The following is a 14261-nucleotide window of genomic DNA, read 5'->3' as shown; positions in this document are numbered from 1 at the left end:
GACCATGAGCCTGCGCATCGCCCTGATCGCCCACGATGGCAAAAAGGCCGACATGGTGCGGCTGGCGCAGTCGTTCAAGACATTCTTGAGCACCTGCACCCTGTGTGGCACCGGCACCACCGGGGGCCGCCTGCGCGACGAGGTGGGCCTGCCGGTGGAGCGCCTGCTCAGCGGCCCGCTGGGCGGCGACCTGCAGATCGGCGCCCGCCTGGCGGTGGGCGAGATCGATGTGGTGATCTTCCTGCGCGACCCGATGACGCCCCAGCCCCACGAGCCCGACATCAACGCACTGGTGCGCGCCTGCGACGTGCACGACGTGCCCTGCGCCACCAACCTCGCCAGCGCGCGCCTGCTGCTGGCGCAGTGCGCCGGTACTTAGGGGTGCTGTCGGCCGGTCTCCCCGCTCCACCAGGACACCCGCCATGCTCGACCGAATCCAGGCCTCCCTGTCCGCCCTGCCCCCCGCCGAACAGCGGGTGGGCAAGCTGCTGATCGCCGATCCCCGGCGCTTCGTCAACCTGGCCATCACCGACATCGCCGAGCGCTCACACGTGAGCAAGCCGACGGTGGTGCGTTTCTGCCGCAGCGTCGGCTACGACGGCCTGAGCGACTTCAAGCTCAAGCTGGCCGGCAGCGTCAGCGAGGGCGTGCCCTTCATCCACCGCAGCGTCGACCCGGACGACAAGATGGGCGATGTGATGGTCAAGGTCATCGACAACACCATGGCGACCTTCCTGCGCTACCGCAACGAGGCCTCGGGCCGCGCGCTGGAACGGGCCACCGACGCGTTGGAGCGCGCCTACCGGGAGAACCACCGCATCGAGTTCTACGGCGTGGGCAATTCGGGCATCGTGGCCCAGGACGCGCAGCACAAGTTCTTCCGCTTGGGCGTCAACACCATCGCCTACAGCGACGGCCACATGCAGGTCATGAGCGCCTCGCTGCGCCGCCCGGGCGACGTGGTGCTGGTGATCTCGAATTCGGGTCGCACCCGCGACCTGATGGACGCGGCCGACATCGCGCGCCAGCGCGGCGCCACGGTGCTGGTGCTCACCGCCAGCGGCTCACCGCTGGCCAGCGCCGGCGACATCCACCTGGCGGCCGACCACCCGGAACACTACGACCGCTACAGCCCCATGACCTCGCGGCTGCTGCACCTGATGGTGATCGACATCCTGGCCACCGCGCTGGCGTTGCGCATCGGCGTGGACACGCTGTTGCCCCAGCTCAAGGACATGAAGTCCCACCTGCACCACCGCCGCTACACCTGAGCCCTTCTCAGAACGGGTTGACGTTCTCAGAACGTGTTTGCGATCTACAAGAGGTCGCGCAAGCGCCTTTTCGGGATGGGCTGCCAGGCGCAAAACGCAGACGGGCCGGTGGCCCGCCGAGGCTTTGCAACTCCGCAGAGCGCCCGAAAAGGCACTTGCCCTGCGGGTTGGAACGAGATTGCGTTCCAACGCGACCCCTTGTAGATCGTAAACACGTTCTCAGGCCAGCTCGACCGTGCGTGCCTCGCGCGCGCTCAGGGCCAGTGCTTCCAGCGTCGCCATGTTGTCCAGGCTGGCCTGGGCGGCGCGCTCGATGGCGGCGAAGTCGCCCTGCGCCCAGACACGCGCGAAGGCCTGGGCGGCAAAGCGGAAGCCGCTGCCGGTGCCGGCCTCGACGGGCTCGAAGGGCAAGGCGTTGGAGATGCCGCGCCGCACCCGCAGCGCGCTGGGCAGGTAGCCCCGGGCATCGCCGGCCGGGTCGGCGCTGGTGTGGTTCAGGTATTCGGTCTCCAGGGTGCCCTCGCTGCCCACGATGACCGCTCGGCGGTGGTTGGCCGCGTCCATCGCACACGACAGCTGGGCACGCCGGCCGTCGGCATAGAACAGGGTGGCGCTCATGCTGATGTCAACCCCGCTGTCGGCCCAGGTGGCGTCGGCACGCACCCGCGCTGGGGCCACGCCCATGACCAGCCGGATCAGGCTCAGCGGGTAGCTGCCGGCGTCCAGCAGCGCGCCGCCGCCCAGCTCGGGCTTCATGCGGATGTTGGTCGTGGGCTGCCCCACCGTGAAGCCGAAACACGCCTGCACCGAACGCACCGCGCCGATGGCGCCGCCGTGCAGCAGGTCCAGCATCGCGCCGGTCTGGGGCTGGAAGTAATAGGGATAGGCTTCGAGCAGCATCACGCGGTGCTGGCGGGCGGCGTCAAACATGGCCTGGGCCTCGGCGCGCCCCAGCGACAGCGGTTTTTCGCACAACACGTGTTTGCCGGCGGCGCAGGCCCGGATCGCCCATTCGGCATGCAGGCTGTTGGGCAGGGGAATGTAGACCGCGTCCACCGCCTGGTCGGCGAGGAGCGCTTCGTAGCTGCCGTGGCAACGCGCGATGCCGTGGGCGGCGGCGAAGGCGCGCGCGGTGTCCAGTTGCCGGCTGGCGACGGCCACGATCTCGACCTCCGGGCTGCCCGCGACATCGCGCGCGAACTGGGCCGCGATCCTGGCGCAGCCCAGGATGCCGATGCGCAGCGCGGGGCGGATGGGGGCGGGATGCAGGGGGGACATGAAGACTCCTGAGGGATGGTGGAAAACGGTGCACGGCGGCCGTCAGAGGGCCGCCGGCAGCTGCCCAAGGCCTAGAATAACCGGGCCATCCAGCCCCGTTGAGGCCACGTGGCGATCCAGCAAGTCAGCGAGGTGTCCCATGCAAGTTCGCCCCCAACGTGTGCGCCTGAGCGGCGCCGCCACCCTGGTGTTCCTGGCCCTGTGTGCGGCATCGCCGCTGCAGGCGCAGAACGTCAAGCCGCCCAAGGTGCAGCTGTGGCTGGACCTGTCCACCGGCACCATGGCCGGCATGCCCGAGATGGACATGGGCAACCCCATCGGCGGGCTGCTGGGCGGCCTCATGGGCGGCGGTGCGCGCGGCGGCGCCATGGGTGGCGCCCCCACCACCTACGGCATGGCGCGCGGCATGGGCATTTCGCCGCCGCGCCTGCTGGACATCGCTCTCTACAACCGCCTCAAGCCCGGCCAGGAAGCCAGCCAGGCCATTCCCGCCGGCATGTTGATGGGCGCCAGCCTGCCGCTGCTGCCCCTGAAACCCACGCCCCCGGGCACGCATGAGAGCGAGCCCGGCGACACACCACCCGACCTGGAGCGCCCGCGCGGTCGGGTGCTGATCTACTGGGGCTGCGGCGACACGGTGCGCCCGGGCCAGCCGCTGGTCATCAACCTGGCGACCGCGCAGGCCAGCGACTTCGGCACCGCCTTCGCCGGCCGCTACGTGCCCGACCGCAGCGCGCGGGTCGGCCCCGGCCACGCCGTCTACCCCAACGAGCGCAACACCGTGACGCTCAAGCGCGACAGCTCGCTGCAAGGCGAACACCAGGTGACGGGCGATGGCATCCCGGCCAACGTGCGCTTCAGCCTGGGGGCGCAGCAAGACCTGCTGCCGGCCATCGACCTGTCAACCTCGGGCACCCTGAGCCAGGCCATGCAGCTGCGCTGGACACCGCTGGCCCAGGCCCGGGCCTACTACCTGCATGCCATGGGCAAGACGGGCGAGGACATGGTGCTGTGGTCCAGCGCCGAAACGCGCGACAGCGGCATGGGCCTGTTCGACTACCTGCCCAACGCCACCGTGGACCGCTGGATCAAGGACAAGCTGCTGCTGCCCGCCGACACCCAGCAGTGTGCGGTGCCGGCCGGCATCTTCCAGGGATCGGAAGGCGCGATGGCACGCATGATCGCCTACGGCCACGAAAGCCACCTGGCCCACCCGCCGCGCCCGGCCGACCCCAAGGCCCCGTGGGAGCCCGACTGGGCCGTGCGCGTGCGCGTCAAGTCCCAGACCATGGCCATGCTGGGTGAATCCACGGGTGGTGGCAGCCCGGCGGCGCGGGCTGGCGAACGTGGCGACACCGGCACCCCCGCGTCGCCCGCCCCTGCCGCGCCGGCCCTGCCCAATCCGCTCAACATGCTGCGCGGCTTGCTGGGGCGCTGACGGCGCCCCGGCAGGCGCTCAATGCGCCTGGTCCCAGTTGGCGCCCACGCCCACCTCGGCCAGCAGCGGCACCCGCAACTGGGCCACGCCGGCCATCAGGCGCGGCACCTCGGTTTTCAGCCAGTCGATCTCGGCCTCGGGGCACTCGAACACCAGTTCGTCGTGCACCTGCATGATCATCTTGATGGCGGGCTTCTCGGCGTCGAGCACGCGCTGCACGGCGTTCATGCTCATCTTGATGAGGTCGGCCGCCGTGCCCTGCATGGGGGCGTTGATGGCGGCGCGCTCCAGGCCCGCGAGCTGCGCGCCCTTGGCGCTCTGGATGCCGGCCAACTGCAGGCGGCGGCCGAACACGGTTTCGACATAGCCCTGTTTTTTCGCCGTTTCGCGCGTGGACTCCATGTACGACTTCACCCCTGGGTAGCGCTCGAAGTAGCGCGTGATGTAGTTCTTGGCCGCCGTGTTGTCCAGCCCCAGGTTGCGCGCCAGGCCGAAGGCGCTCATGCCGTAGATCAGCCCGAAGTTGATGACCTTGGCGTAGCGGCGCTGCTCGCTGCTGACCTGGTCTAGCGGCACGCCGAACACCTCGGCCGCCGTGGCGCGGTGCACGTCCAGGCCTTCGTGGAAGGCCTTGAGCAGGGCCGCGTCGTTGCTGATGTGGGCCATGATGCGCAGCTCGATCTGGCTGTAGTCGGCGCTGGCGATCACGTGGCCGGGCGCGGCCACAAAGGCCTCGCGCACGCGCCGGCCCTCGGGCGTGCGAATGGGGATGTTCTGCAGGTTGGGGTCGTTGCTGGACAGGCGCCCGGTCACGGCCACCGCCTGCGCGTAATGGGTGTGCACGCGGCCGGTGCGCGGCAGCGCCAGCTGGGCCAGCTTGTCGGTGTAGGTGCCCTTGAGCTTGGCCAGGCCACGGTGCTCCAGCAGCTTGGCCGGCAGCGGGTAGTCCGCGGCGAGTTTTTCCAGCACCTCCTCGTCGGTGCTGCGCGCGCCGGTGGCCGTCTTCTTCACGACCGGCATGCCCAGTTTGTCGAAGAAGATCTCGCCGAGCTGCTTGGGGCTGCTGAGGTTGAAGGGCTGGCCGGCGATCTCGTAGGCCTCGGCCTCCAGCTGCAGGATGCGCTGGCCCAGTTCGTGGCTCTGCCTGGCCAGGGTGGACGCGTCGATCAGCACGCCGTTGCGTTCGATGCGGTAGAGGGTCTCGCTGCTGGCGATTTCCAGCTCGTAGACAAAGCGCAGCTTGTCGTCCGCCTCGATCCGAGGCCACAGGGCCAGGTGCACGTCCAGGGTCTGGTCCGAGTCTTCGCACGAATACTCGGCAGCGCGGGCGATGTCCACCTGGTCAAAACCAATCTGGTTGGCGCCCTTGCCGCAGAGGTCCTCGTAGCTGATGCCGCTGCGGCCCAGGTGGCGCTGCGCCAGACTCTCCAGCCCGTGGGGCATGTGGGCTTCGAGCACGTAGCTCTGCAGCATGGTGTCGTGCGCGTAGCCCCGCACCTCGATGCCGTGGTTGGCGAACACGTGGCGGTCGTACTTGATGTGCTGGCCGAGCTTCTTCGCCTCGGGATTTTCCAGCCAGGACTTCATGCGGGCCAGCACCTCGTCGCGCGGCAGTTGTTCAGGGGCATCGGGGTAGCGGTGCGCGAGCGGGATGTACGCCGCCGCGCCCGGCGCCACGCTGAAGGAAATCCCGACGATCTCGGCCACCATCTCGTCGATCGAGGTGGTCTCGGTGTCCAGCGCCACCAGATCGGCCGCCTGCAGCCTGGCCAGCCAAGTGTCGAATGCCTCCCAGGTCAGGACGGTGTCGTAGGCCAGCTGGCTGGCTGGCGCGACGGGGGCCGCCTCGGCGGGTTCATCGAACAGGCCGGGGGTGGAGGGGGGCATCGACGCGGCGGGGGCCGCCGGGGAGGCGGCGGCCTCCCCTTCGCCCAGCGCCTTGGCCAGCCCCTTGAAGCCGTACTTGAGGTAAAACTCGCGCAGCGGCCCGACGTCGTTCGGGCGCCCGGCCAGCGCGTCCAGCGCCGGCAGGCTGCCCACCCAGCCGGTCAGGTCACAGTCGGTCTTGATGGTCAGCAGGCTGCGGCCTGTGGGCAGCCAGTCCAGCGTGTTGCGCAGGTTTTCGCCCACCACGCCCTTGATGTTCGCCGCATTGTCCACCACGCCTTGCAGCGAGCCGTACTCCTTGAGCAACTTCACGGCCGTCTTGGGGCCCACCTTGGGCACGCCGGGCACGTTGTCCACCGCGTCGCCCACCAAGGTCTGGTAGTCCAGCATCAGGCGGGCCGGCACGCCGAATTCGGCCTCCACGCCCGCCAGGTCACGCGTCTTGCCGGACATGGTGTCGATGATGGTGATGTGCTCGTTGACGAGCTGGGCCAGGTCCTTGTCGCCGCTGGAGATGATCACCTCCACGCCCTGGCGCGCCGCCGTCACGGCCAACGTGCCGATCACGTCGTCGGCCTCGACGCCAGGCACGTCCAGCACCGTCCAGCCCAGGTGCCGCACCACCTCATGGATGGGTGCGATCTGGCTGCGCAGATCGTCCGGCATCGGGTCGCGGTGGGCCTTGTATTCGGGGTAGATCGCGTCGCGGAAGGTCGGCCCCTTGGCATCGAACACGCAGGCGATGTATTGCGCCGGGTACTCCTTGCGCAGCGCCTGCACCATGTTGATCAGGATGCGGATGGCGCCGGTCTTCTGCACCGTCCCATCGGGCAGGGTGATGGACATGGTTTCACCACCGGCAAAAAAGGCGCGATACAGGTAGCTGGAGCCGTCAATCAGGACCAGGGTGGGCTTGTTCTCGTTCATCGCGCCATTGTCGCGGTATTCGCCCCAAGGGCCCATGGGCCGCCCACGGGCCACCGGCCTACAATCGGACCATGCGCCGAATCACGATCTCCGCCCTGCTGCTGTCCGCCTGCGCCGCCACCGGCACCCTGGCCCAGTCTGCCCCCGCCACCACCACCGCGCCACAGGGCGTGGAGCAGAAAACCGAGCGCATCCAGCACAAGGACGCCGGCAGCCAGATCGACGAGCTGCGCGTGGGCGGCGAAACCCGCCGCATCGATGTCAGCACCCAGACCGACGTGCCCGCCTACCAGGTGGCGCCCCAGAGCGCCAACGAGGCCCCGGCCTCGGGCGGCCAGCGCACCGGCAGCGCCGGCCGGACCAGCTGGCGCATGTTCAACTTCTGATCGCGCCCGCGATCAGACCGACCACGAGCTGCGCGCCATGGCCGTATTCACCGAAGTCACCCCATCCGACGCCACCGCCCTGCTCCAAGCCCTGAACCTGGGCGAACTGATCGAACTCAAGGGCATCAGCGGCGGCATCGAGAACACCAATTATTTCGTCACCTCGGAGCGCGACGGCGAACAGCACCAGCATGTGCTGACCCTGTTCGAGCGCCTGAGCTTCGAGCAGTTGCCCTTCTACCTCCACCTGATGCGGCACCTGGCGGCGCACGGCATCCCGGTGCCCGACCCGGTGGCCGATGCCCAGGGCGAGATCCTGCACAAGGTCAAGGGCAAGCCGGCCGCGCTGGTCAACCGGCTGCGCGGCCACAGCGAACTGGCCCCCACCGCCGACCACTGCGCCCAGGTCGGCGCCATGCTGGCCCGCATGCACCTGGCCGGGCGAGACTACACGCGCCAGCAGCCCAACCTGCGTGGCCTGTCGTGGTGGAACGACACCGTGCCGGTGGTGCTGCCCCATGTCGACGCGGCACAGGCCCAGCTGCTGCGCAGCGAGCTGGCCTACCAGAACCACGTGGCCGCCAGCCCCGCCTACGCCGCCCTGCCGCGTGGCCCGGTGCACGCCGATCTGTTCCGCGACAACGTGATGTTCGACGGCGGCCGGCTCAGCGGCTTCTTCGACTTCTACTTCGCCGGCGTCGACACCTGGCTGTTCGACCTCGCGGTCTGCCTCAACGATTGGTGTGTGGACCTGCCCAGCGGCGCCCACGACGGTGCCCGCGCTCGCGCATTCGTGGCCGCCTACCAGTCGGTGCGCCCGCTGGAGGCCGCCGAGCGCCGACTGCTGCCCGCCATGCTGCGCGCCGGCGCCTTGCGCTTCTGGGTGTCGCGCCTGTGGGATTTCCACCTGCCGCGCGAAGCCAGCGTGCTCAAGGCCCACGACCCGGCCCATTTCGAGCGTGTCCTGCGCCAGCGCATCGCACACCCGCTGGGCATGGACGGCCTGGACACGGCGGACCGGGCCGCGCCCGATCTGGCGACCCACACCACGGCCACCGCATGAGACTCCATCCCGTGAGCGCCCGCACCGGCCTGGTGTGGGTACGCGAAGGCATCAAGACATTCTGGCGCCAGCCCCTGGCCATGTCGGGCCTGTTCTTCCTGTTCATGGCCGTGGTGTCGGTGGTCTCGGTGCTGCCGCTGGTGGGCACGGCCGTGGCCCTGGCCCTGCTGCCAGCCGCCACGCTGGGCCTGATGGCCGCCAGCCGCGAGGCCTCGGAAGGCAAGTTTCCCATGCCCACGGTGCTGGCCAGCGCTTTTCGCGCCGGCAAAGAACGGCTCAACGCCATGCTGCAGCTGGGTGCCTTCTATGCCGCCGGCTTCCTGCTGGTGATGGGTGTCTCGGCCCTGTTCGACGGCGGCCAGTTCGCACAGATGTACCTGGGCGGCGGCAACGTGACGGCCGAGACGGTGCAGAGCAGCGAGTTCCAGACCGCCATGTGGGTGGGCATGTCGCTCTACCTGCCGCTGGCCCTGCTGTTCTGGCATGCGCCGGCGCTGGTGCATTGGCACGGCGTCTCGCCGGTCAAGAGCCTGTTCTTCAGCTTCATGGCCTGCTGGCAGAACAAGGGCGCCATGCTGGTCTACCTGCTGGCCTGGATGGGTGTGTTCGTGCTCTGCGGCGTGCTGGTCAGCCTGGCCGCCTCGATGCTGGGCGGCGGCGCCATGCAGGTGGCCCTGTTCCCTGCTGCCCTGCTGATGGCGGCCATGTTCTTCAGCTCGTTCTACTTCACGTTCCGAGACAGCTTCACGGAATAGGCCCACCCGTGCGCCGGAGCGGGACAACGATGGGCCCGCCGCCGGGCCGCCCCAAGGCGAGGAGCGCGCCCACCCTGGGGGGCAGCGACCCGCGCAGCGGTGGAGCGAGGGGGTCCCGATTCTTTACTCGACTGGCGTCAACTTCGCCACGCTCAACGCCAGCCACTTGGTGCCGTGGCGCGGGAAGTTGATCTGGGCGCGGGCGTCGGCGCCGCTGCCTTCGACCGTGACCACCTTGCCTTCGCCGAACTTGTTGTGGAACACCTGCATGCCGGCGCGGACGGTGTTGCCGTCGTCCTTGCGCGGGGGCACGGGGGCGGACGCGGCCCAGGGCGCGGTGGCGCCGGTGCCACGCGATGACGCGGCCTTCCAGCCCGAACCGCCCCCCTTGAACCCACCGGACAGGCCGCCGCCGGCCGGCGCGCGCGGCGCGATCCACTTGAGGTTGTCCTCGGGCAGTTCGTCGAAGAAGCGGCTCTTGAGGTTGTAGCGGGTCTGGCCGTGCAGCATGCGTGTCTGCGAGTGGCTCAGGTACAGGCGCTTGCGCGCACGGGTGATGGCCACGTACATCAGGCGGCGCTCCTCCTCCAGCCCGGCGCGGTCGGACAGCGAGTTCTCGTGGGGGAACAGGCCCTCTTCCAGGCCGGTGATGAAAACCGCGTCGAACTCCAGGCCCTTGGCCGCGTGCACCGTCATGAGCTGCACCGCGTCCTGGCCCGCCTGCGCCTGGTTGTCGCCCGACTCCAGCGCGGCGTGGGTGAGGAAGGCCGCCAGCGGACTCAGGGTCTCGCCATCGGGCGTGATGCCGGTGGTCGCCAGGCCGGTGAGATCGGGCAGGCTGGGGTCCAGGCCCTGGCTGGCCGGGCTTTGGCTCAGCACCGGCGCACCGGTCTCGTCCACCGGCAGGGCCACGGCGTCGCGGCCGAACCCTTCCTGGGTGACGAAGCTCTCGGCCGCGTTGACCAGTTCCTCCAGGTTCTCCACCCGGTCGGCGCCGTCGCGGTCGGCGCGGAAGTGTTCCAGCAGGCCACTGTGGTCCAGCACCAGTTCCACGATCTGACGCAGGGTCTTGCCCTCGGTGGCTTCGCGCATCACATCCATGCGGGCGGTGAAGGCATTGAGCTTGGTGCGCGCGGCACCGTCCAGGCTCAGCACCGCCGCCTGCAGGGACACGTTGGCCGTGCGCGCCACGTCCTGCAGCATCTCCACGCTGCGCGCGCCGATGCCACGCGGCGGGAAGTTCACCACGCGCATGAAGCTGGTGTCGTCGTGCGGGTTCTCCAGCAGACGCAGGTAGGCCAGCGCGTGTTTGATCTCGGCGCGTTCGAAAAAACGCAGGCCGCCGTACACGCGGTAGGGCACCGCGGCGTTGAACAAGGCGGTTTCGATCACCCGGCTCTGCGCGTTGCTGCGGTAGAGCACGGCGATCTCGGTGCGGGCGTAGCCGTCGTTGCGGATCAGCTGGCGCATCTCGTCCACCATCCACTGCGCCTCCTCGAAGTCGGTGGCGGTCTCCATCACGCGCACTGGCTCGCCCGGGCCTTGCGCGGTGCGCAGGTTCTTGCCCAGGCGTTCGCTGTTGTGGCTGATCAGGGCGTTGGCGCTGTCCAGGATGTTGCTGTGGCTGCGGTAGTTTTCCTCCAGCTTGATCTGGTGCTGGACATCGAACTCGCGCACGAAGTCGCTCATGTTGCCCACGCGCGCGCCACGGAAGGCGTAGATGCTCTGGTCGTCGTCGCCCACCGCCAGCACGGCGTTGCCGCCGCTCACGAAGCGGCCGTTCTCCTCGTGCCCGGCCAGCTGCTTGAGCCAGGCATACTGCAGGCGGTTGGTGTCCTGGAACTCGTCCACCAGGATGTGGCGGAAGCGCCGCTGGTAGTGCTCGCGCAGCGGGTCGTTGTCGCGCAGCAGCTCGTAGCTGCGCAGCATCAGCTCGCCAAAGTCGACCACGCCCTCGCGCTGGCACTGCTCCTCGTAGAGCTGGTAGAGCTCCACCTTCTTGCGGGTTTCCTCGTCGCGCGCCACCACGTCGCGCGGGCGCTGGCCGTCTTCCTTGTGGCCCGAGATGAACCATTGCAGTTGCTTGGGTGGAAAACGGTCCTCGTCGACGTTGAACTGCTTGCACAGGCGCTTGACGGCACTGAGCTGGTCCTGCGTGTCCAGGATCTGGAAATTCTGCGGCAGGTTGGCCATCTTCCAGTGCGCGCGCAGCAGGCGGTTGCACAGGCCATGGAAGGTGCCTATCCACATGCCGCGCACATTCACCGGCAGCATGGCCGTCAGGCGCGTCATCATCTCCTTGGCCGCCTTGTTGGTGAAGGTCACCGCCAACAGGCCACCGGGCGACACCTGGCCGGTCTGCAGCAGCCAGGCGATGCGGGTGGTGAGCACGCGCGTCTTGCCCGAACCGGCCCCGGCGAGGATGAGGGCGTGCTCGGCCGGCAGCGTCACCGCCTGGAGCTGCTCGGGGTTGAGGTGCTGGAGCAGGGGCGAAAGCGAGGGCGATGGCGCCGCGTGGTCTTGGAACAAGGTCATGGGGTGATTTTAGGAAGCCCGCTGGCGCCCCGCCGGCGACATGGCCCATTTCATATAAGGGCCATCCGCGCCGCCGTATCCGGGTTCACGGGCGTGCCCGAGTAGAATCAAGCACCGGGCCCAAGTTTTTTGGCGCCCGGTTTTTTTTGCCCACACGCGGCAAAAACGCCGGTGTCCAAGCCAAGCGCCCTCTTCTTCAATGACACGGAGTTTGAGCGCCATGGAAATTTTTGACTACGACAACATCCTGCTGCTGCCGCGCAAATGCCGCGTGGAAAGCCGCTCGGAGTGCGACACCAGCGTGGAACTCGGCGGTCGCCGCTTCAAGCTGCCGGTGGTGCCGGCCAACATGAAGACCGTGGTGGATGAAGCCATCTGCCTCTGGCTGGCCCGCAACGGCTATTTCTACGTGATGCACCGCTTCGACCTGGACAACGTGCAGTTCGTGCGCGACATGCGCGCGGCGGGCGTGTTTGCCTCCATCTCGCTGGGGGTGAAGGCGCCCGACCGCGCCACGGTGGACACCCTGGCGGCGCAAGGCCTGGTGCCCGAATACATCACCATCGACATCGCCCACGGCCACGCCGACAGCGTGCGCGACATGATCGGCTACATCAAGGCCCGACTGCCGGCCAGTTTCGTGATCGCGGGCAACGTGGCCACGCCCGAGGCGGTGATCGATCTGGAGAACTGGGGCGCCGACGCCACCAAGGTAGGCGTGGGTCCGGGCAAGGTCTGCATCACCAAGCTCAAGACCGGTTTTGGCACCGGCGGCTGGCAGCTCAGCGCGCTCAAGTGGTGCGCCCGCGTGGCCACCAAGCCCATCATCGCCGACGGCGGCATCCGCAGCCACGGCGACATCGCCAAGAGCGTGCGTTTCGGCGCCACCATGGTGATGATCGGCTCGCTGTTCGCCGGCCACGAGGAGTCGCCCGGCAAGACGGTCGAGGTCGACGGCGAGCTGTTCAAGGAGTACTACGGCTCGGCCAGCGACTTCAACAAGGGCGAGTACAAACACGTGGAAGGCAAGCGCATCCTGGAGCCCATCAAGGGCAAGCTGGCCGAGACCCTGGTGGAGATGGAGCAGGACGTGCAAAGCTCCATCAGCTACGCTGGCGGCACCCGGCTGATGGACGTGCGCAAGGTGAACTACGTGGTCCTGGGCGGCGACAACGCCGGCGAGCACCTCTTTATGTGAGCTTGAGCCCCCTTGCGTTCCGCGCCCTGCGGGTTCGGCCCGGGGCTCCGCCGCTGCGCGGTGCGTCAGGCGCGCTGGCTGCGCAGCGGCCCTGCCTCGCGTTCAATCGCCTCGGCCATAGGCTTGCACAGCCCGACGGCGAACAAGGCCTCGCCCACCACGAAGGCCGGGCCCACCAGCAGGCCGACCAGGTCGTCGGCAAAGGCGGGCTTGCGGCCTTCCCAGTGATGCCCCACGAACTGGATGACCCAGCCCAGCACGAAGGCGCCCAGGCCCCAGGCCAGCCACACGGGCGTGCTGGCGTCCATCAGCAAATGGGCGGCCCAGAACAGCCACAGGTTGAGCACCACGGTGCTCAGGCCCACCAGGCCCAGGCCCCGGCTCAGGTACCACAGGGTGCTGACGGCCCACAGCACGACGGCGGGCGTGAGGAAGACCCCACCGCCGACCTCGAACAGAGGCCGGTTGAGCAGCACACCCACGGCGAACACGATCATCGGGATGCCGATGAAGTGGCTGGCGATGTTGCGGCGGTCGCGGTGGTAATGGGCGTACTGCACCATGAGGGCGGTACCGGGTCGGAACAAGGAAGCCATCGAAGATGCCCTTTCAACTCAGGAGTTCGCGTGCCAGGCCATGCAGGCGGTGACCAGGGGTGGCCAGCGCATCAACGACGCTGAAGTGGTTGAGTCCCGGCAAGACCTCGCACACCGGCACCACCGCATGGCCCCAGGCCTGCTGGATCAGCGCATTCTGCTGCAGAAAGGCCTCGCTTTCGTCGCCGCCCACCACGCTGTAGAGCCGGCCCCGGCCACGCGAAGGCGGCGGCACGGGCAGGCCGGCCGGGCTGACGCGCTGCACTTCCTCGGGGGTGAGCCGCAGCGCCGGCTGCAGCGACGGCGTGTGGCGCAGCGGCTCCAGGTCGAACAGACCCGAGACCGACAGCGCGTTGCGCACCAGGCGCGGCGGCAGGTCGGCACCCAGTTCGGGCCAGCGGCAAGTCAGCATCATGGCCGCCAGCTGGCCCCCGGCCGAGTGCCCGGCCACCGTGATGCGCCTGGGGTCGCCGCCATGGGCGGCGATGTGGCGCCAGGTCCAGGCCAGCGCCTGGGCGGTCTGCTGGGTGATGTCGCTCACGCGCACCGCCGGGCACAGCGTGTAGTTGGTCATCACCACACAGACCCCGGCCGCCACAAAGGGCGCGGCGATGAAGGAATGGTCGGCCTTGTCCAGCGAACGCCAGTAGCCGCCGTGCACGAACACCAGCACCGGCGCCCCGCCACGTGGCGCGCTGGCCGGGTGGAACACGTCCAGCGTCTCCGTGGCCGAGGGGCCATAGGGCAGGTCCAGCGCGCAGGGCAGGCTGGCGCGCGTGGCAGCCGAGGCGGCGGCCCAGCGTTCGAAATAGCGCATGTGGTCCGGCACGCGGGCGCGGTTGTTGTACATGCGGTCCAGCCAGTCGGCGTCGGGGGCTTGCAGGGTTGCCATGGACGGAAATCGTGGTGAAAACGCCATCTTGGCAC

Annotated in this window: 12 protein-coding genes; 7 read left to right on the top strand and 5 right to left on the bottom strand. The window is 68.8% G+C overall.

Annotated elements, in window-relative coordinates:
- The first annotated feature begins 4 nt into the window (after positions 1–4).
- Together AAHB17_RS03810 and AAHB17_RS03805 are read left to right on the top strand one after the other, a co-directional pair.
- Complete coding sequence (locus AAHB17_RS03810) at positions 5–379, top strand: methylglyoxal synthase (protein WP_342129165.1); 375 nt, start codon at positions 5–7, stop codon at positions 377–379.
- Positions 380–422: 43 nt separating this feature from the next.
- Positions 423–1271, top strand: a complete 849-nt coding sequence (locus AAHB17_RS03805) for a MurR/RpiR family transcriptional regulator (protein ID WP_342129164.1) — start codon at positions 423–425, stop codon at positions 1269–1271.
- Positions 1272–1490: 219 nt separating this feature from the next.
- Here the strand turns inward: AAHB17_RS03805 and AAHB17_RS03800 are convergent, their stop codons facing one another.
- Complete coding sequence (locus tag AAHB17_RS03800; RefSeq protein WP_342129163.1) at positions 1491–2549, bottom strand: Gfo/Idh/MocA family protein; 1059 nt, start codon at positions 2547–2549, stop codon at positions 1491–1493.
- A gap of 139 nt (positions 2550–2688) precedes the next feature.
- On the opposite strand from AAHB17_RS03800, the gene AAHB17_RS03795 reads away from it, so the two are divergent.
- Entirely contained in the window at positions 2689–3987 is a 1299-nt protein-coding gene (locus AAHB17_RS03795) for a hypothetical protein (protein ID WP_342129162.1), read from the top strand.
- An 18-nt stretch (positions 3988–4005) separates the two neighbouring features.
- Here AAHB17_RS03795 and polA read toward each other — a convergent pair whose 3' ends face one another.
- Complete coding sequence (gene polA, locus AAHB17_RS03790) at positions 4006–6801, bottom strand: DNA polymerase I (RefSeq protein WP_342129161.1); 2796 nt, start codon at positions 6799–6801, stop codon at positions 4006–4008.
- Between the two features lie 71 nt (positions 6802–6872).
- Between polA and AAHB17_RS03785 the strand changes: the two genes are divergently transcribed.
- The 3 genes from AAHB17_RS03785 to AAHB17_RS03775 are packed head-to-tail and all read left to right on the top strand — an operon-like array spanning position 6873 to position 9005.
- Entirely contained in the window at positions 6873–7187 is a 315-nt protein-coding gene (locus tag AAHB17_RS03785) for a hypothetical protein (protein ID WP_342129160.1), read from the top strand.
- A 37-nt stretch (positions 7188–7224) separates the two neighbouring features.
- Positions 7225–8250, top strand: a complete 1026-nt coding sequence (locus tag AAHB17_RS03780; RefSeq protein ID WP_342129159.1) for a homoserine kinase — start codon at positions 7225–7227, stop codon at positions 8248–8250.
- Positions 8247–9005 carry a BPSS1780 family membrane protein gene (locus AAHB17_RS03775; RefSeq protein WP_342129158.1) on the top strand — a complete coding sequence of 253 codons (759 nt, stop codon included), beginning with the start codon at positions 8247–8249 and terminating at the stop codon, positions 9003–9005. The genes AAHB17_RS03780 and AAHB17_RS03775 overlap by 4 nt, the downstream gene beginning before the upstream one ends.
- A 123-nt stretch (positions 9006–9128) precedes the next feature.
- Here the strand turns inward: AAHB17_RS03775 and AAHB17_RS03770 are convergent, their stop codons facing one another.
- Complete coding sequence (locus AAHB17_RS03770; protein ID WP_342129157.1) at positions 9129–11540, bottom strand: UvrD-helicase domain-containing protein; 2412 nt, start codon at positions 11538–11540, stop codon at positions 9129–9131.
- A gap of 220 nt (positions 11541–11760) precedes the next feature.
- Between AAHB17_RS03770 and AAHB17_RS03765 the strand changes: the two genes are divergently transcribed.
- Positions 11761–12738, top strand: coding sequence for a GMP reductase (locus AAHB17_RS03765; RefSeq protein ID WP_342129156.1), 978 nt, complete (start codon positions 11761–11763; stop codon positions 12736–12738).
- A gap of 65 nt (positions 12739–12803) precedes the next feature.
- Here AAHB17_RS03765 and AAHB17_RS03760 read toward each other — a convergent pair whose 3' ends face one another.
- Positions 12804–13334 (bottom strand): Mpo1 family 2-hydroxy fatty acid dioxygenase, encoded by a 531-nt coding sequence (locus tag AAHB17_RS03760; RefSeq protein ID WP_342129155.1) that lies wholly within the window; start codon positions 13332–13334, stop codon positions 12804–12806.
- Positions 13335–13347: 13 nt separating this feature from the next.
- Entirely contained in the window at positions 13348–14226 is an 879-nt protein-coding gene (locus AAHB17_RS03755) for an alpha/beta hydrolase (RefSeq protein ID WP_342129154.1), read from the bottom strand.
- Positions 14227–14261: the final 35 nt, after the last annotated feature.

This window comes from Hydrogenophaga sp. OTU3427 (assembly GCF_038440225.1).
Taxonomy (GTDB): domain Bacteria; phylum Pseudomonadota; class Gammaproteobacteria; order Burkholderiales; family Burkholderiaceae_C; genus Hydrogenophaga.
The sequence above is the reverse complement of the archived record's forward strand: the minus strand, read 5'-3'. Positions and strand labels throughout refer to the sequence as shown.